General features: G+C 66.0%; 13 protein-coding genes. 12 read left to right on the forward strand and 1 reads right to left on the reverse strand.

Annotation, left to right across the window (positions count from 1 at the left end):
* Positions 1-186: 186 nt before the first annotated feature.
* Entirely contained in the window at positions 187-657 is a 471-nt protein-coding gene (locus ACODSK_RS23630) for a MarR family winged helix-turn-helix transcriptional regulator (RefSeq protein WP_489019509.1), read from the reverse strand.
* A 199-nt stretch (positions 658-856) separates the two neighbouring features.
* On the opposite strand from ACODSK_RS23630, the gene ACODSK_RS23635 reads away from it, so the two are divergent.
* From ACODSK_RS23635 to ACODSK_RS23690, 12 genes are all read left to right on the forward strand, one after another.
* Positions 857-1,687 carry a p-hydroxycinnamoyl CoA hydratase/lyase gene (locus ACODSK_RS23635; protein ID WP_489019510.1) on the forward strand — a complete coding sequence of 277 codons (831 nt, stop codon included), beginning with the start codon at positions 857-859 and terminating at the stop codon, positions 1,685-1,687.
* Positions 1,688-1,758: 71 nt separating this feature from the next.
* Positions 1,759-3,207 carry an aldehyde dehydrogenase gene (locus ACODSK_RS23640; RefSeq protein WP_489019511.1) on the forward strand — a complete coding sequence of 483 codons (1,449 nt, stop codon included), beginning with the start codon at positions 1,759-1,761 and terminating at the stop codon, positions 3,205-3,207.
* Positions 3,208-3,282: 75 nt separating this feature from the next.
* Complete coding sequence (locus tag ACODSK_RS23645) at positions 3,283-5,166, forward strand: feruloyl-CoA synthase (RefSeq protein ID WP_489019512.1); 1,884 nt, start codon at positions 3,283-3,285, stop codon at positions 5,164-5,166.
* Positions 5,163-6,395: a thiolase family protein gene (locus ACODSK_RS23650; RefSeq protein WP_489019513.1), complete on the forward strand. Its 1,233-nt coding sequence runs from the start codon at positions 5,163-5,165 to the stop codon at positions 6,393-6,395. The genes ACODSK_RS23645 and ACODSK_RS23650 overlap by 4 nt, the downstream gene beginning before the upstream one ends.
* Before the next feature lie 12 nt (positions 6,396-6,407).
* Entirely contained in the window at positions 6,408-8,141 is a 1,734-nt protein-coding gene (locus ACODSK_RS23655; protein WP_489019514.1) for an acyl-CoA dehydrogenase family protein, read from the forward strand.
* Positions 8,142-8,375: 234 nt separating this feature from the next.
* Positions 8,376-9,089 carry a B3/B4 domain-containing protein gene (locus ACODSK_RS23660; protein WP_489019515.1) on the forward strand — a complete coding sequence of 238 codons (714 nt, stop codon included), beginning with the start codon at positions 8,376-8,378 and terminating at the stop codon, positions 9,087-9,089.
* A gap of 8 nt (positions 9,090-9,097) precedes the next feature.
* Positions 9,098-10,027 carry a LysR family transcriptional regulator gene (locus ACODSK_RS23665; protein WP_489019516.1) on the forward strand — a complete coding sequence of 310 codons (930 nt, stop codon included), beginning with the start codon at positions 9,098-9,100 and terminating at the stop codon, positions 10,025-10,027.
* Positions 10,028-10,218: 191 nt separating this feature from the next.
* Complete coding sequence (locus ACODSK_RS23670; protein ID WP_489019517.1) at positions 10,219-11,622, forward strand: amino acid permease; 1,404 nt, start codon at positions 10,219-10,221, stop codon at positions 11,620-11,622.
* Between the two features lie 19 nt (positions 11,623-11,641).
* Positions 11,642-13,288: a thiamine pyrophosphate-dependent enzyme gene (locus tag ACODSK_RS23675; RefSeq protein WP_489019518.1), complete on the forward strand. Its 1,647-nt coding sequence runs from the start codon at positions 11,642-11,644 to the stop codon at positions 13,286-13,288.
* A gap of 10 nt (positions 13,289-13,298) precedes the next feature.
* A complete protein-coding gene (locus ACODSK_RS23680; RefSeq protein WP_489019519.1) occupies positions 13,299-14,468 on the forward strand; it encodes an amino acid aminotransferase in 1,170 nt (389 codons plus the stop codon).
* A gap of 339 nt (positions 14,469-14,807) precedes the next feature.
* On the forward strand, positions 14,808-15,554 hold the full coding sequence (locus ACODSK_RS23685; RefSeq protein ID WP_489019520.1) for an outer membrane beta-barrel protein: 747 nt from the start codon (positions 14,808-14,810) through the stop codon (positions 15,552-15,554).
* Positions 15,555-15,723: 169 nt separating this feature from the next.
* A complete protein-coding gene (locus ACODSK_RS23690; protein WP_489019521.1) occupies positions 15,724-17,952 on the forward strand; it encodes a TonB-dependent receptor in 2,229 nt (742 codons plus the stop codon).
* Positions 17,953-17,999: the final 47 nt, after the last annotated feature.

Here is a 17,999-nt window from a genome sequence, read left to right on the forward strand (position 1 = left end):
TCAGACAGATCTGGGACTTAGGTTTTACGACGGCTTCGCCGCCAATCGCGGCTAACAGCCGCTCCCACAGGGGGGCGTGTTGTGCTTGATCGAGATGTGTAGATACCCATGCAGCGATGAGGACCGACTGGACAACCATGTTGTCTGGTCTGGCCAAATCGCTGGCAAGCCAGCTCCCACAGGGTTCTATTCCTGATAGACCTTCTTCAACAAGCGCAACAGCTCCGCCCGTTCCCCGTCATCCAGCGCCGCCGTGGCCTCGCGGTCGCTGTCGCTGGCGATCTGCTTGAGTTCCTTGAGCAGGGTCTCGCCGGTCTTGCTCAGGAAGATCCCGTACGAGCGCTTGTCCGGCTTGCAGCGGATACGCACCGCCAGCGCCCGTTCTTCCAGTTTGTTCAGCAGCGGCACCACCTGCGGCGGCTCGATGGCCAGGGCGCGGGCCAGGTCGGCCTGCATCAAGCCGGGGTTCTGCTCGATGATCGCCAGCGCGGAGAACTGCGCCGGACGCAGGTCATGGGCGGCAAGACGCGGGATCAGGTTCTGGAACAGCTTCAACTGGGCACGACGCAGGGCATAACCGATCAGGTCGTCGAGGGCGGCATCCAGCCCCGGGGACGGCTCGGGGACGGTGTCGGTAGTGGAGGCGGACCTTGCCATCGGGGAGAGGGTTCCTTGAAGTCTTGGGTAAGAAAGTTACCCAGTTTGCCCGCGCGGACAGGATCTGGCTAGCACGGACTGGGAAGAATCACCTTCAACTGATTCAGGACAAAAGATAATTTTCATAATAGTTAATTGACATAACTAATTTGCTCGATTAGCTTGCTAACCATCACCTCGAACAACAAGAGTGCATCACATGAGCAACTACGAAGGCCGCTGGACCACCGTCAAGGTCGAACTGGAATCGGGCATCGCCTGGGTCACCCTGAACCGTCCGGACAAGCGCAACGCCATGAGCCCGACCCTCAACCGCGAGATGGTCGACGTCCTGGAAACCCTGGAGCAGGACCCCGAGGCCGGCGTGCTGGTGCTGACCGGCGCTGGCGAGTCGTGGACCGCCGGCATGGACCTCAAGGAATACTTCCGCGAAGTCGACGCCGGCCCGGAAATCCTCCAGGAAAAGATCCGCCGCGAAGCCTCGCAATGGCAATGGAAGCTGCTGCGCATGTACGCCAAGCCGACCATCGCCATGGTCAATGGCTGGTGCTTCGGTGGTGGCTTCAGCCCGCTGGTGGCCTGCGACCTGGCGATCTGCGCCGACGAAGCGACCTTCGGCCTCTCGGAAATCAACTGGGGCATCCCGCCGGGCAACCTGGTCAGCAAGGCCATGGCCGATACCGTCGGCCACCGCCAGTCGCTGTACTACATCATGACCGGCAAGACCTTCGGCGGGCCGAAAGCCGCCGAGATGGGCCTGGTCAACGAAAGCGTGCCGCTGGCGCAACTGCGCGAGACCACCCGCGAACTGGCGCTGAACCTGCTGGAAAAGAACCCGGTGGTGCTGCGCGCGGCGAAGAATGGCTTCAAGCGCTGCCGCGAACTGACCTGGGAGCAGAACGAAGACTACCTGTACGCCAAGCTCGACCAGTCGCGCCTGCTCGACACCGAGGGCGGCCGCGAGCAGGGCATGAAGCAATTCCTCGACGACAAGAGCATCAAGCCGGGCCTGCAGGCGTATAAACGCTGAAGCCCCTGGCGGTGTCGAGCGACGCCGCCAGCGCATGCGCTTCCCGATAAAGACAACAAAGAGGAACGAACATGTTGCAGGTGCCTTTGCTGATTGGCGGGCAGTCGCGTCCCGCCAGTAATGGACGAACCTTCGAACGGCGCAACCCGGTGACCGGCGAGGTGGTCTCGCAGGTGGCCGCCGCCACCCTGGACGACGCCGACGCTGCGGTCGCTGCTGCCAGCGCTGCCTTCCCGGCCTGGTCGCGGCTGGCGCCCAACGAGCGGCGCAGCCGCCTGCTGGCCGCCGCCGATGCCTTGCAGGCCCGCACCGGCGAATTCATCGCCGCCGCCGGCGAGACCGGGGCCATGGCCAACTGGTACGGCTTCAACGTCAAGCTGGCCGCCGGCATGCTCCGTGAAGCCGCAGCCATGACCACCCAGATCACCGGCGAAATCATCCCGTCGGACGTGCCCGGCAGCCTGGCCATGGCAGTGCGCGCACCCTGTGGTGTGGTCCTCGGCATCGCCCCGTGGAATGCCCCGGTGATCCTCGCCACCCGCGCCATCGCCATGCCCCTGGCCTGCGGCAATACCGTGGTGCTCAAGGCCTCCGAGCTGAGCCCGGCGGTACACCGGCTGATCGGCCAGGTGCTGCAGGATGCCGGCCTGGGTGACGGCGTGGTCAACGTGATCAGCAACGACCCGGCCGATGCGCCGAAGATCGTCGAGCGGCTGATCGCCAACCCGGCTGTACGTCGGGTCAACTTCACCGGCTCGACCCATGTCGGACGCATCGTCGGCGAACTGGCGGCGCGGCACCTGAAGCCGGCGCTGCTGGAACTGGGCGGCAAGGCGCCGTTCCTGGTGCTGGACGATGCCGACCTCGACGCTGCGGTCGAAGCCGCCGCCTTCGGTGCCTACTTCAACCAGGGGCAGATCTGCATGTCCACCGAGCGCCTGGTGCTGGACGAGACGATCGCCGACGCCTTCGTCGACAAGCTCGCGGCGAAGGTCGCCGGGCTGCCGGCCGGCGACCCGCAGAGCCCGGCCTCGGTGCTCGGCTCGCTGGTCGACAGTGCTGCCGGCGAGCGCATCAAGGCGCTGATCGACGACGCGGTAGGCAAGGGCGCACGCCTGGTCTGCGGCGGCCAGCTGGACGGCAGCATTCTCCAGCCGACCCTGCTCGACCACGTCGACGCCAGCATGCGCCTGTACCGCGAGGAGTCCTTTGGGCCGGTAGCGGTGGTGTTGCGTGGCAAGGGCGACGAGGCGCTGCTGGCCCTGGCCAACGACTCCGAATTCGGCCTGTCCTCGGCCATCTTCAGCCGCGATACCAGCCGCGCCCTGGCTCTGGCCCAGCGGGTCGAGTCGGGCATTTGCCATATCAACGGGCCGACCGTGCACGACGAAGCGCAGATGCCCTTCGGCGGCGTGAAATCCAGCGGCTACGGCAGCTTCGGCAGCCGCACCGCCATCGACCAGTTCACCCAGTTGCGCTGGATCACCCTGCAGCACGGTCCGCGCCACTACCCCATCTGACGTCACCGGCAAGACCCGCCGCCTGGCGCATCCGGGCGGCGGCACGACAGACAACAAGAACAAGGAGCAACCTGCGTGAATTCCGAAGCCAGCCCACGGCCGACCGACCGTGCCCAACCGCCGCGCTATCGGCAGGTGTCCATCGGTCATCCCCAGGTCGAGGTCAGCCAGGTCGACGGCATCCTGCGCATGAGCGCGCTGGAGCCGCTGGCACCGTTGCCCGCACGTCTGCTCGAACGCCTGGAATACTGGGCCGAAGTACGTCCGCAACAGACCTTTATCGCCGCCCGCGAAGACGGCGGCGCCTGGCGCGAGATCAGCTATGCCGACATGCTCGGGCAGGTGCGTACCATCGCCGCTCATCTGCTTGAGCTGGGACTTAGTGCCGAGCGGCCGCTGGCGCTGTTGTCCGGCAACGATATCGAGCACCTGCAAATCGCCCTCGGCGCCATGTACGCCGGGATTCCCTATTGCCCGGTATCGCCGGCCTACGCCTTGCTGTCCCAGGACTTCGCCAAGCTGCGGCATGTCTGCGAAGTGCTCACCCCGGGCGTGGTCTTCGTCAGCGACAGCCAGCCGTTCCAGCGCGCCATCGACGCGGTGCTCGACCCGTCGGTGGCAGTGATCAGCGTGCGCGGCGCCATCGAGGGCCGTAAGTCCATCGCGTTCGCCTCGCTGCTGCAGGACACCGACCTGGCCAGGGCCGACGCGGCCTTTGCCGCCACCGGCCCCGATACCATCGCCAAGTTCCTCTTCACCTCCGGCTCGACCAAGTTGCCCAAGGCGGTGATCACCACCCAGCGCATGCTCTGCGCCAACCAGCAGATGCTGTTGCAGACCTTCCCGGTGTTCGCCGAAGAGCCGCCGGTGCTGGTCGACTGGCTGCCGTGGAACCACACCTTCGGCGGCAGCCACAACCTAGGCATCGTCCTGTACAACGGCGGCAGCTTCTACCTCGACGCCGGCAAGCCGACGCCCCAGGGCTTCGGCGAAACCCTGCGCAACCTGCGCGAGATCTCGCCCACCGCCTACCTGACCGTGCCCAAGGGCTGGGAAGAGCTGGTCAAGGCGCTGGAGCAGGACGCTGAACTGCGCGAGGTGTTCTTCGCCCGCATCAAGCTGTTCTTCTTCGCCGCGGCGGGGCTGTCGCAAAGTGTCTGGGACCGTCTGGACCGTATCGCCGAACAGCACTGCGGCGAACGTATCCGCATGATGGCCGGGCTGGGCATGACCGAAGCCTCGCCGTCCTGCACCTTCACCACCGGGCCGCTGTCCATGGCCGGCTATATCGGCCTGCCGGCGCCGGGGTGCGAGGTCAAGCTGGTGCCCGTCGGTGACAAGCTGGAAGGTCGCTTCCGCGGGCCGCACATCATGCCCGGCTACTGGCGCGCGGCGCAGCAGACCGCCGAGGTGTTCGACGAAGAGGGCTTCTACTGCTCGGGGGATGCGCTGAAGCTGGCCGATCCACGGCAGAGCCAGTTGGGACTGATGTTCGACGGGCGTATCGCCGAGGACTTCAAGCTGTCCTCCGGGGTCTTCGTCAGCGTCGGCCCGCTGCGCAACCGCGCGGTGCTGGAAGGCTCGCCCTATGTGCAGGACATCGTGGTCGCCGCGCCGGACCGTGAATGCCTGGGCATCCTGGTCTTCCCCCGGCTGCCTGAATGCCGGCAACTGGCGGGGCTGGAGGCGGGTGCCAGCGATGCCGAGGTGTTGGCCAGCGCCCCGGTGCGCGATTGGTTCGGCGCCTGGCTGGAACGCCTCAACCGCGACGCCCAGGGCAATGCCAGCCGCCTCGAATGGCTGGCCTTGCAGGTGGAGGCGCCGTCCATCGATGCCGGGGAGATCACCGACAAGGGCTCGATCAACCAGCGTGCGGTATTGCAGCGCCGTGCGGCTCAGGTCGAGGCGCTGTATCGCGGCGAGGCCCCGGGCATGCTGCATGCGCAGGTGCGCTCATGAGCCTGTGCAGCCGCTTCGACGACGTGGCGATCGTCGAGATGGTCCGCACGCCCTGGGTCGATCTCGGCGGTGCGCTGGCTGCGGTATCGCCCATCGACCTGGGCATCTGTGCCGGGCGCGGCGTACTGGCGCGGGCCGGTGTCGATCCGGCCAGTGTCGACAGCGTGCTCGCCGGGAGCATGGCCCAGGCCAGTTTCGATGCCTACATGCTGCCCCGGCATATCGGCCTGTACAGCGGCGTGCCGCAGGCAGTGCCGGCGCTGGCGGTGCAGCGCATCTGCGGCACCGGCCTGGAGCTGCTGCGCCAGGCCGGCGAGCAGTTGCGCGATGGGGTGGAGCGGGTGCTGTGTGTCGGCAGCGAATCCATGTCGCGCAATCCGATAGCGGCCTACGAACATCGCGGCGGCTTTCGCCTCGGCGCGCCGGTCGGCTTCAAGGATTTTCTCTGGGAGGCGCTGTACGACCCGGCTGCCGGCGTGGACATGATCGGCACCGCCGAAAACCTCGCCCGCGAGTACGGACTGAGCCGCGAGGAGGTGGATGCCTGGGCCCTGTGCAGCCACCAGCGGGCGCTGGCGGCGCAGCAGGCGGGCTGGTTCGACGAGGAGATCGTCGCGGTGCGGCCTTCGCGCTTCGAGGCCGATGATTGCCTGCCACGGGGCATCGAACTGCCCCGTGGGGTAAGTGAAGTGCTGCGCGACAGTCATCCGCGCAGCACCGATGCCGCCGCCCTGGCTCGCCTGCGCGCCATTCATGACGGTGGCGTGCAGACCGCCGGCAACAGTTGCGCGGTGGTCGATGGCGCGGCGGCGGCCTTGGTCTGTCGTTACTCAGCTTGCGAAGACGTGCCCTTGGCCCGGTTGCTGATGGCTGCGGCCGTCGGCGTACCACCACGCACCATGGGCATCGGCCCGGCCCCGGCGATTCGCCTGCTGCTGGAACGCAGTGGCCTGCGCCTGGAGCAGATCGACCGCTTCGAAATCAACGAGGCCCAGGCCGCCCAGGTGCTGGCGGTAGCCCGCGCGCTAGAGCTGGACCCTGAGCGTTTGAACGTCCACGGCGGCTCCATTGCCCTCGGCCACCCGCTGGCCGCCACCGGCCTGCGCCTGGTGCAGACCCTGGCCCGCCAGTTGCTCGAGGGCAACCTGCGCTACGGCATCGCCGCTGCCTGCATCGGCGGCGGGCAGGGCATGGCCGTGCTGATCGAAAACCCCCAATTCGCTGGTTGAACGAGGTAACCCATGGCCTACCGTGCGCCCCTGGGCGATATGCAATTCGTGCTGCAACACTGGCTGCGCGCCGACCGCGACTGGCAGGACATGCCAGCCTTCGCCGAGGTCGATCTGGAACTGGCCGGGCAAATTCTTGAAGAGGCGGCGCGGTTCAGCGGTGAAGTGCTGGCACCGCTGAATACTCCAGGTGATCGGCAGGGCTGTCGGCTGGTCGATGGCGAGGTCACTACCCCCGAGGGTTTTCCGTCGGCTTACCGGGCCTATGTCGACGGCGGCTGGCCGGCGTTGGCCTGCTCGGTGGAGCTGGGCGGCCAGGGTTTGCCGCAGGTGCTCGACGCCGCGTTGCAGGAAATGCTCTACGCCAGCAACCACGCCTGGGCCATGTACACCGGCATCGCCCATGGTGCCTACCTGTGCCTGAAGACCCACGCCTCGGCCGAGTTGCAGGCGCGTTATCTGCCCGGCATCGTCAGCGGCGAAACCCTGCCGACCATGTGCCTGACCGAGCCCCAGGCCGGCAGCGATGTCGGCCTGCTGCGCTGCCGGGCCGAGGCGCTGGGCGATGGCAGCTATGCGGTCAGTGGCAACAAGCTGTTCATTTCCGGCGGCGAGCATGACCTGACCCGCGACATTCTCCATCTGGTGCTCGCCCGTCTGCCGGATGCGCCGCCGGGCAGCCGCGGAGTGTCGCTGCTGCTGGTGCCGAAATGGCTGGACGACGGCCAGCGCAACGGCGTGCATTGCGATGGCCTGGAACACAAGCTGGGCATTCGCGGCAGCGCCACCTGCGCCCTGCGTTTCGAGGGGGCCAAAGGCTGGCTGGTGGGCGAGGCCCATGGCGGCCTGGCGGCGATGTTCGTGATGATGAACTCGGCGCGCCTGCATGTCGGCTTGCAGGGCCTGGGGCATGCCGAGGCGGCCTGGCAGGTGGCGCGGGACTATGCCCTGGAGCGTAGGCAGATGCGTGCGCCGAGGCATCCCGACGGTGTTGTCGCGGCGGCGGCCGACCCGATCCACCTGCACCCGGCGATGCGCCGGATTCTCCTGGAACTGCGCGTGCGTACCGAGGGCATGCGCGCCATCGGCTACTGGGCCGCGCACTGGCTGGATATCGCCGCTGCCTCGGTCGACCCGGCACAGCGTGACAAGGCCGAACGGCTGGCGGCGCTGCTCACGCCCATCGTCAAGGCCAGCTTCACCGCCCAGGGTTTCGACCTGGCGAGCAAGGCCCTGCAGGTGTTCGGCGGCTATGGCTACACGGCGGAATTCCCCATCGAGCAGACCCTGCGCGACAGCCGTATCGCCATGATCTATGAAGGCAGCAACGAGATTCAGGCCAATGACCTGTTGCTGCGCAAGGTGCTCGGTGACGGCGGTGCGGGCTTTGCCTTGCTGCTCGCGGAGATGCGCCGGGAAGCCCGGGCCACCGGCTCGGTGTTCGCCGAGGCGCTGGGCGAGGTGTGCCAAGGGTTGGCGGCGCTGCTGCCGGAGCTGCGGGCATTCACTGGAGAAGACAGCGAGTATCCCTATCGGGCGGCGGGGGACTTCTTGCAGCTGTGTTCCGTCAGTCTGCTGGCCTTTGCCTGGGCCAGGAGCGCCCGCTGTGCCGAAGGGCTGGCGGAACCGCTGCGGCGGGAGAAGCTGGAAAGTGCCGGGTTCTGCTTCGATTACCTGTTGCCTGAGTTCGACCGGCAACTGGCGGCCGTAAGGGCGGCTCGGGCTCCGCTGGCGTTTATTGGCTGACCATCCCGGCCTCATCGCTGGCAAGCCAGCTCCCACAAGGACCGCATGCACCGCTGAACCTGTGGGAGCTGGCTTGCCAGCGATGAGGCCCTCAAGAGCACCCTGGAATCCAGCTATCCATTTCTTGCATACCTACCTTGCACAAAGCGGTTTCCTCGCCGCCGGTGGCCCAGTGCTATAGTCCAGCACCGGCTTGGCCAAGCTGTCCGACCCCCGATTTCCAGAGGAGCCCCAGTGAGCACCTTCACCTACACGGTCAGCCCCGATGTCTTCCGCGATCACCCCGACTACCGCCGCGGCGTGGTGGTGTTCGGCAATCTCGACAACACTCGCCCCGATGCCGAGCTCACCGCGCAACTGCGCGCCAGCGAAGCCGCGCTGCGCCAGCGGATCAGCGGCAACCCCGCCGATTTCCCGCAGATCGCCGCCTGGCGCGAGGCCTATCGCCGCTTCGGCGCCAAGCCTTCGGAGCACCGCAGTTCCATCGAGGCCCTCGGCCGCCGCGTGCTCAAGCCCGACAACCTGCCGGATATCAACCCGCTGGTGGATATCGGCAACCTGCTGTCGCTGCGCTATCTGCTGCCGGCTGGGGTCCATCCCATCGGTGCGCAGTCGAGCCGGATCGAACTGCGCAAGGCCCGCGATGCAGACCGTTTCCTCGCCGACGCTGGCAGCGAGCCGGAAACCATCGCTCCGGGTGAAATCGTCCTCGCCGCCGGTTCGCGCATCCTCACCCGGCGCTGGACCTGGCGCCAGGCCGCCGATACCCGCACCCTGGCCGATACCAGCCAGGTGTTCTTCGATATCGACGGCCTGCCGCCGACTCGTCCCGAGGAGGTGCAGGCCGCGATCGCCGATCTGATCGAGCTGGTAGCGCGCTTCTGCGGTGGCGAATGCCTGGGCCATGCGGTACTCGATGCCGCTCAGCCGACCCTGACCCTCGCCTGAGCGCCGCCATGGGCCAGGCCTTCAACAACCTGAGCATCGGTCAGCTGCGTGTGCTGCTGACCCTGCTGGAGGTGCGCAACCTCAGCCACGCGGCGACCCGCCTGGGTACCAGCCAGTCGGCCCTGAGCCGGCACCTGGCGCAGTTTCGCGAGGCCTTCGGCGACCCGCTGCTGGTGCGCCAGGGCCGCCAGTACATTCTCAGCGAACGTGGCCTGGCGCTCCTTGAACCGGTCAAGGCGGTGCTCGGCCAGTTGCACGACCTGGGCACCCCCTCGCAATTCTCCCCGGCCACCTGCGAACGGCGCTTCGCCCTGGCCGGCTCCGACCATGTCGCCCAGTACATCCTTCCCCAGCTGCTGCGCGACCTGGCCGAGGTAGCCCCCGGCGTCAGCATCGATTTCCGTTCCTGGGAGGCCAATCGCTTCGACTGGCTGGCCAGCGGCAAGATCGACCTGGCCACCAGCATGATCGAGGACACTCCGGCGGAGTTTCACGGCCGGGTGATCGGCGAGGACATGGCCGTCTGCGTGATGCGCAGCGCTCACCCGCTGGCCTCGGAAAACAACCTGAGCGTGCAGCAGTTCCTCGCCTGGCCGCACCTGAAGATCAGCACCGGCGGCGACAAGGACAGCTTCGTCGATGCCTGGCTGCGCAAGCATGGCCAGCAGCGCGACCTCAAGCTCACGGTGCCGTACTACTCGGCGGCGCTGGAGGTGATCCGTAGCAGCGACATGCTGCTGATGCTGCCGGAACACATCGCGCGCAAATGGAGCGAGCAGGCCGAGGTCTGCTACCGGCCGCTGGCCTTCGTCGAACATCCGTTCCGTTACTGGGTGGTCTGGCATAGCCGTACCCATGCCTCGGCGGAACAGCAGTGGTTTCGCAAGTTTATCTACGAACATTGCCGCGGTTCGCAGTTCCTGAGTCCGGGCCGATAACTATCCAGACCTCGCATAGTTCCCATTCAATATTGCTGGCTGTTCAACCGGTAACTTGCTGGTAACTTGAACTTCGACGAAGTGCACAGATAACTTCGCGAGCAACTTGAATACTTCAACTATCACCTGCCGAACTATCGCCAGGCGCCGGGTCATGCCGTGCCTGAAAAACAATACGGACAATAAAGACGATGAGCAGAAACGCCACTCCGGACCCCGCCCTGGCGCGGGGCCTGTCCAATCGCCATATCCAGATGATCGGCCTCGGCGGCGCCATCGGCACCGGCCTGTTCCTTGGCAGTGCCGGGGTGATCAAACTGGCCGGCCCCTCGTTGCTGCTGGGCTATGCCCTGGCCGGGCTGATCGCCTTCCTGATCATGCGCCAGCTCGGCGAGATGCTGGTGGACGAGCCGGTATCCGGTTCGCTGAGCCACTTTTCCAACAAGTACTGCTCCGGCTTCATGGGCTACCTGGCCGGCTGGAACTACACCGCCGGCTATATCCTGGTGGGCATGGCCGAACTCACTGCGGTGGGCAAGTACGTGCAGTTCTGGTGGCCGGAGATCCCCACCTGGGCCTGCGCCGCATTCTTCTTCGTGCTGATCAACGGCCTCAACCTGCTGGCGGTGAAGGTCTACGGCGAGGTGGAATTCTGGTTCGCAACGATCAAGGTCACGGCGGTCGTGATGATGATCGCCCTGGGTGCCTGGCTGCTGTTCGGCCCGACTCCGCCCGCCGGCGCTGCCGTGAGCAACCTGTGGAGCCACGGCGGCTTCGTGCCCAACGGTTTCGGCGGGCTGATCCTGGCCCTGCCGCTGATCATGTTTGCCTTCGGCGGCCTGGAGTTCATCGGCTTCACCGCCGGCGAGGCCCGGGACCCGCAGCGCACCATTCCCAGCGCGATCAACAAGGTGCTGCACCGCATCGGCCTGTTCTATATCGCCGCCCTGGCGGTGCTGCTGGCCCTGACGCCGTGGGACGAACTGGTGGCCTCGCTGTCGGCCGGGGGCGATCCGTACAGCGCCAGTCCCTTCGTGAGGATCCTCGACCTGCTGGGCATCGGTGCGGCAGCCCACGTGCTCAATCTGGTGGTGCTGACGGCGGCGCTGTCGGTGTACAACGCGGTGGTTTACTGCACCGTGCGCCAGTTGCATGCCATGGCCGGGCAGGGCCATGCACCCAAGCGCCTGCTCAAGCTCAACCGCAACGGGGTGCCGGTCAATGCGCTGTTCATCACCGCCGCCGTGACGGCGCTGGCGGTGTTGCTCAACTGGCTGTCGCCCAATGGCACTCTGGAACTTCTGATGGCCCTGGTCGTTGCCACCACCATCATGAACTGGATGCTCACCAGTTATACCCACCTGAAGTTTCGCCGGGCCAAAGTGGCGGCGGGGGGGCGCACGTTATATCGCTCGCCGTTGTTCCCGCTGAGCAACTATCTGTGCATCGCCTTCATCCTTGGAATCATGCTGGTGATGGCCTTTATTCCGTCCATGCGCATATCGGTATGGCTGATTCCATTCTGGTTGCTGCTGATCTACGCCAGTTACCGCAAATATCACTCGACGAAGTCCGGCGCATTGCGCTTCGAATAATCCGCAACAGGTAATGATGATGAAATCCGAACTCCCTGCTGTTCAACAGCTCACGGGCGGCGAAGCCCTGGTCGAAAGCCTCAAGGTGCATGGCGTCGATACCGTATTCGCCTTGCCCGGTGCGCAGATCTACGGTCTCACCGATGCCCTGGCGCGCAACGCCGACAGCATCCGCACTCTTGGCGCCCGGCATGAACAGACCAGTGCCTACATGGCCTTCGGTTATGCCCGCTCGACGGGCCGCCCCGGCGTGTTCAGCGTGGTGCCGGGCCCGGGCATCCTCAATGCCAGCGCGGCGATGCTCACCGCCCATGGCTGCAATGCGCCGCTGCTGGCCCTCACCGGGGACGTGATGAGCGGCTTCAAGGACCGTGGGCGCGGTCAGTTGCATGAGCTGCCACGTCAACTGGAGATTCTCCAGAGCATCGGCAAATGGGCGGCACATATCGAGCAACCGGCCGATGCGCCGTGGCAGGTAGCCCAGGCGTTCCAGGCCATGCAGTCGGGGCGCCCGGGGGCGGTGTCGTTGCAGGCTTCGTGGGACTTCTTCACCCGCAGTGCGGCGGTGCGCATGCAGGCACCGCTGGCCTTGCAGGCCAGGCCACCAGTGGACAGCGACGCCGTGGAGCGCGCCGCGAAGCTGCTGGCCGGGGCCAAGGCGCCGATGATCTTCGTCGGCTCCGGTGCGCTGGAGGCCAGTGCCGAAGTGGGCCAGCTGGCGGAAGTGCTGGGCGCGCCGGTGGTCAGTTTCCGTGGCGGACGCGGCGTGGTCTCCGACGATCACCCGCTGGGCTTTACCGTGGCCGCCGGTGCCCGCTTGTGGCCGCAGACCGATGTGGCGGTGGTGATCGGCTCGCGCTTCGAGCTGCTGGATATCCGCTGGCGCCACCGCCCGGCGGGCTTGAAGCTGATCCGTATCGATATCGACCCGGCCGAAGTGCGTCGCCTGCCGGCCGAGGTCAATCTGCTGGCTGATGCCGCCGAAGGTGCCAGTGCCCTGGCCGAGGCCGTGCTGCGCGCCGGACCGCCGCGCCGTCGCGATGAGCAGATCGCCGAGGCCAAGGCGGCTGCCGAACAGGCCATCCAATGTGTGCAGCCGCAACTGGATTACCTGCGGGTGATCCGCGAGGTGCTGCCCCGGGACGGTTTCTTCGTCGAGGAAATTTCCCAGGTCGGCTTCACCTCGATCTTCGGCTTCCCGGTGTACCAGCCACGCACCCTGGTCACCTCCGGGCACCAGGGCACCCTGGGCTTCGGCTTCCCCACCGCGCTCGGGGTCAAGGCGGCCCACCCGGACAAGGCGGTGGTGTCGATCTGCGGAGATGGCGGCTTCATGTTCGCTGCCCAGGAGTTGGCCACGGCGGTGCAGTACCAGCTCAACCTGGTGACCATCGTGTTCAACAACAACGCCTTCGGCAACGTCTACCGCGACCAGCAGGAAAGCTTCGGCGGGCGCCTGCTCGGCTCCGAACTGGTCAACCCGGACTTCGTGCGCTTTGCCGAATCCTTCGGCGTGCAGGCCCTGCGCGTCGCCTCGCCGGCGCAGCTGCGCCCGGCCCTGGAGCAGGCTTTCGCCGCCGATCGCCCGGTGCTGATCGAAGTCAGCGTGCCGCGCGGCAGCGATGCCAGCCCCTGGCAGTTCCTGCACCCGACCTTTGCCCACTGAGGAGCCCCTGATGTTCGAACATGTCGAGACCTACCCCGGCGACCCGATCCTGTCGCTGATGGACGATTACCAGCGCGACCCGCGCACGGACAAGGTCAACCTGAGCATTGGCTTCTACTACGACGAGCAGGGCCAGGTGCCGGTGCTGGAATCGGTGCGCCAGGCCCGCGCACGACTGGATGCCCGGGCGGAGGCGGCCAACCTGTACCTGCCCATGGATGGCCTGGCGGACTTTCGCCAGGCGGTGCAGCGCTACCTGTTCGCCGACGCGGACAGCGAGCGCATCGTCACCCTGCAAAGCGTCGGTGGCTCCGGGGCACTGCGGGTCGGGGCGGATTTTCTCAAGCGTTACTACCCGCACTCCCGGGTCTGGGTCAGCGATCCGACCTGGGACAACCACCTGGCGATCTTCCAGGGTGCCGGGTTTGCCGTGGAGCGCTATCCGTACCTGGATGCCAGCGGTCAGCAGGTGGACTTCCCGCGCATGCTGGAGGTCTTCGCCAGCTTGCCGGCCAACAGCATCGTGTTGCTGCATGCCTGTTGCCATAACCCCACCGGGGTGGACCTCGAACCGTGGCAATGGGACGCGCTGTACGGGCTGTGCCGCGAGCGGGCGCTGATCCCGTTTCTCGACGCCGCCTATCTGGGGCTGGGGCAGGGGCTCGACGAGGATACCTACGCCATCCGCGCCCTGGCCCGTGCCGGTATCACCGGGCTGGTCAGCAACTCGTTTTCCAAGGTGTTCTCGCTGTATGGCGAGCGGGTCGGCTCGTTGTCGGTGATTTGCGACAGCGTTGTGATTGCCGGCCGGGTGGCGGGGCAGTTGAAGGGCACGGTGCGCACCAACTACTCCAACCCGCCCCGGCATGGCGCCGAGCTGGTGGCGACCATCTTTGCCGATGCCGAACTCGGCGCGTTATGGCGCAGCGAACTGGATGCCATGCGCGAGCGCATGGTGAAGATGCGCAGGGCGTTGTACGAGCGGGTCGATGCCGGGCTGGATGTCGGCTATCTGCTGCGCCAGCGCGGGATGTTCAGCTACACCGGGCTGAGTGCCGGGGCGGTCGATCGTATTCGGGAAAAGCACGGCGTGTACCTGATCCGCAGTGGGCGGATGTGCGTGGCGGGGCTGAATGAATCCAACCTGGACGTGGTGGCCAGGGCGCTTTCGGACCATTGAGAGGGGGAGTGACTCCAGTTGCCTCGGGTGCCCTTCGGGGCACTTTTTTTTGCTGTTTTTCATGGCCTCATCGCTGGCAATGCCAGCTCCCACAGGTTTCTGTGTCGGGCCTGGATCATGCGGCTGGCCCGAAACCCTGTGGGAGCGGCCGGGCGGCGATCCGATTGCCGGCGATGAGGTCGGTACAAACACCCTCAAAACCTGGCTATCCCCCGCCCCAGAGCCCTCCTGAACGCGAAACCTTTCACAAATCTTTCACTTTATTTCGAACTTTCCTACAGCCACCTCCCTCGAAGCCCTGCATTCGTTAATACGTTTACCGTCATGGAGGCTTCACCAATGCGTACCCGTAACCTGCTCGCCCCGACCTGCATCCTGGCCCTGCTGGGTGCACCCCTGGCTGCCGTTGCCGCGCCGAGCACCGACCCGCTGTTCACCCTTGGTCTGACGGGCAGCTACGACAAGTTCAAGTTCGAAGGCGGTAGCGAATCCGACGACAGCCACCTGGGCCAGGGCGGGGTGTTCGCCACCTTCGGCAACAAGCTCACCGCCGAATCCGGCTTCATCTACCAGGTCGGCGCCGAGGCCAAGTACGGCAAGAAGGACGACAACAAGCTCAAGGAAGCCCAGGCCGATCTCGACCTCGGCTGGCGTGCCGCGCTGGATGCGCGCAACTTCGTTGATGTCACCGTCGGCGGCGGCTACGGCTGGTCGCGCTTCGAACCGGAGATCAACGACCTCGATACCAAGCTCACCGTCAAGTCGCCATTCGCCAAGGCTGCGCTGGGCTACAACCACCAGTTCGATACTTCGACCCTGCGCGTCGAAGTCGGCGCCCGCCACACCCTCGACGGCCGCGCGCGCCTGAAGGTGGACGATTACGGCAGCGACAGCGTCGACCTCAAGGACCGCACCAACCCGTACGCCGAAGTCAGCCTGCTGATGAACCAGCAGGGCGGTATGCCGATCCAGGTCGGCGCCTACTACACCCGTACCGAGTACAAGCTGGACGAGGACTCGGTGGTGGCTGACAACACCAAGCTCAAGCGTGACGAGTTCGGGGTCAAGGTGGGTCTGGCGTTCTGACCCGACGGGAGCGGCTTCCTTGCTCCAGGGGCAGCAACCCGCTGCTGAGCCACTGCTCCTGACGCAACAGTCAACTCCCTATCTCCGCTACAACCCTTGATCCACAAGGCCCGCAGCCTCTGGCACGGGCCTTGCCATGGTGCAGCCATCCGTAATCAGAGAGCTGCCCATGACCCTGCCTTTCCGCCGCCAGCCCCTGGCGCTGTTGATCGCCGCCACCTTGTTGCCTGCCGCTGCCGCACTGGCCGATGACAACGACAAGCCCGATGCACTCCCCACCGTGACCGTCACCGCGCAGAAGCGCGAGGAGTCGCTGCAGGACGTTGCCGCCGCCGTCTCCGCCGTGTCCGGCAAGAGCATCGAGCAAACCGGCGGCGGCTTTACCGCCGGCAAGGCCCTGCAGGACGTGCCCAACGCCATCGCCCCGGAATTCGCCGGCAACCAGCGGCCGCGCTGGTATATCCGCGGCATGGGCTCGGGGGACATGGCGTCGACCACGGTCTACCCGGTGGGCATCTATGTCGACGACACCTATATCAGCCCGCATATCGCCACCGGCGGCCCGCTGTATGACCTGGAGCGGGTCGAGATCCTGCGCGGCCCGCAAGGCACGCTGTGGGGCAAGAACACCACCGGCGGAGCGATCAACTTCGTCTCGCGCAAGCCGCAGTTCGAAGAGGGCAACGGTTACCTGAAGATCGATGCCGGCAACTATGACTCGCGCCTGTACGAAGGCGCCTATGGCGGCACCCTGGTGGAGGATCGGCTGGCCGCACGGGTGGCCTTTGTCGACCAGAGCAAGGACGGCCAGCTGAAGAACATCGTCGACGGCCATACCGTCGGCGACGTGCATGACCAGGCGGTGCGGGCGCAGATCCTTGCGCGCCTGAGCGACGATCTCGATGCCACCCTGCAGATCCGTGCCCGTGACTACAAGGGGCAGGGCATCGCCACCCGCGCCTGGGGTGCCGGTCCCGGCGGCACCACGCTGTTCGGCCCGGCGCCGACGCTGGACGACGATGAAGCGGCCTTTACCGGCAAGGCCGAGGACCGTATCCAGCACAACGGCGTGCAACTCAACCTGCACTGGGACCTGGGCGAGCTGAGCCTGGACTCGATCACCGCTTTCGACGATATCCAGGAAAAGGCCCAGGGCCCGAACATGGGCATCTACGAATTCGGCCGCTCCTGGGGCGATGACCACTGGCGCCAGGTGTCCCAGGAGTTGCGCCTGTCCTCGGCGAAAAACCAGCCGGTGAGCTGGATCGTCGGTACCCACCTGTTCCACGAGAACCTCGATAGCGTCAACAGCAGCGCCATCCTGCCCACTGCCTACAACGCGCCGTTCGGCGTGGCCAGCTATGGCCGTACCGACCTTGAGCAGAGCACCAGCAGCTACGCGCTGTTCGGCAGCAGCACCTGGCAGGCCACCGATGACCTCAGCCTGACCCTGGGCCTGCGCTGGACCCGCGAGACCAAGGACATCGACCTGCACCGGGTGGCTGCGGCGGACGCTGCCGATGTGTCCTTCGCCAGCAGCAATCGCTGGTGGAAGGACTACACCGGAACGGTCGCCAACGTCGCCACCCAGGACGAGAAACGCACCTGGAACAAGCTGACCTACGACTTCACCCCCGAGTACCAACTCAACGACAACGCCCGGGTGTACTTCCGCTACGCCAAGGGCTTCCGCTCCGGCGGTTTCAACGGCGGGGCGACGGTGCAGGCGGAAACCTCGGTGGTGGCGCCGGAGAACGTCGATGCCTATGAGCTGGGGATCAAGAGCGAGTGGTTCGACGAGCGCCTGGTGGCCAACGCCAACGTCTTCTACTACGACTACTCGGATATCCAGGTGAACACCGTGTCGGTGAGCAACGGCCAGGTGGTCTCGCTGCTGACCAACAGCGGCACCGGGGTGATTCGCGGGGCCGAGTTCGAAGTGCAGGCGCTGCCCTGGCAGAACCTGCAACTGCGTGGCTCCCTAGGCCTGCTGCATACCGAGCTGAAGGACTTCTCCTCGCCGGGTGGCCCGGACTATTCCGGCAACCGCATCGCCCGCTCGCCGGAGCGGACCCTGTCGGTCGGCGCCAGCTACCGCATTCCGCTGCAAGGGGGTGATGCGGTGACCCTCGACAACAGCTGGCGCTACCAGAGCCGCATCTACTTCCTGCCCACCGCCCAGGAAGACCACAGCGTGTCCCAGGGCGGCTACACCCTCGGCAATGCCAGCCTGACCTACCACTTCGGCGGGCAGCAGGACCTGGATGTCAGCGCCTACGTCAACAACCTCACCGACAAGCGCTACAAGACCGACAGCGTGCCGCTGCCGTTCGATATCGCCTGGGATGCGCGGGGGGATCGGCGGACTTATGGGGTTTCGGTGACCACTCACTTCTGATGTGATGGCTGGAGGCCCATCGCTGGCAAGCCAGCTCCCACAGTGTC

Source organism: Pseudomonas sp. FG98, from assembly GCF_057808595.1.

Coding starts and splice junctions, on each gene's coding strand:
- ACODSK_RS23630 (WP_489019509.1), bottom strand. CDS start 657: ATGGCAAGGTCCGCCTCCACTACCGACACCGTCCCCGAGCCGTCCCCG.
- ACODSK_RS23635 (WP_489019510.1), top strand. CDS start 857: ATGAGCAACTACGAAGGCCGCTGGACCACCGTCAAGGTCGAACTGGAA.
- ACODSK_RS23640 (WP_489019511.1), top strand. CDS start 1,759: ATGTTGCAGGTGCCTTTGCTGATTGGCGGGCAGTCGCGTCCCGCCAGT.
- ACODSK_RS23650 (WP_489019513.1), top strand. CDS start 5,163: ATGAGCCTGTGCAGCCGCTTCGACGACGTGGCGATCGTCGAGATGGTC.
- ACODSK_RS23655 (WP_489019514.1), top strand. CDS start 6,408: ATGGCCTACCGTGCGCCCCTGGGCGATATGCAATTCGTGCTGCAACAC.
- ACODSK_RS23665 (WP_489019516.1), top strand. CDS start 9,098: ATGGGCCAGGCCTTCAACAACCTGAGCATCGGTCAGCTGCGTGTGCTG.
- ACODSK_RS23670 (WP_489019517.1), top strand. CDS start 10,219: ATGAGCAGAAACGCCACTCCGGACCCCGCCCTGGCGCGGGGCCTGTCC.
- ACODSK_RS23675 (WP_489019518.1), top strand. CDS start 11,642: ATGAAATCCGAACTCCCTGCTGTTCAACAGCTCACGGGCGGCGAAGCC.
- ACODSK_RS23680 (WP_489019519.1), top strand. CDS start 13,299: ATGTTCGAACATGTCGAGACCTACCCCGGCGACCCGATCCTGTCGCTG.
- ACODSK_RS23685 (WP_489019520.1), top strand. CDS start 14,808: ATGCGTACCCGTAACCTGCTCGCCCCGACCTGCATCCTGGCCCTGCTG.
- ACODSK_RS23690 (WP_489019521.1), top strand. CDS start 15,724: ATGACCCTGCCTTTCCGCCGCCAGCCCCTGGCGCTGTTGATCGCCGCC.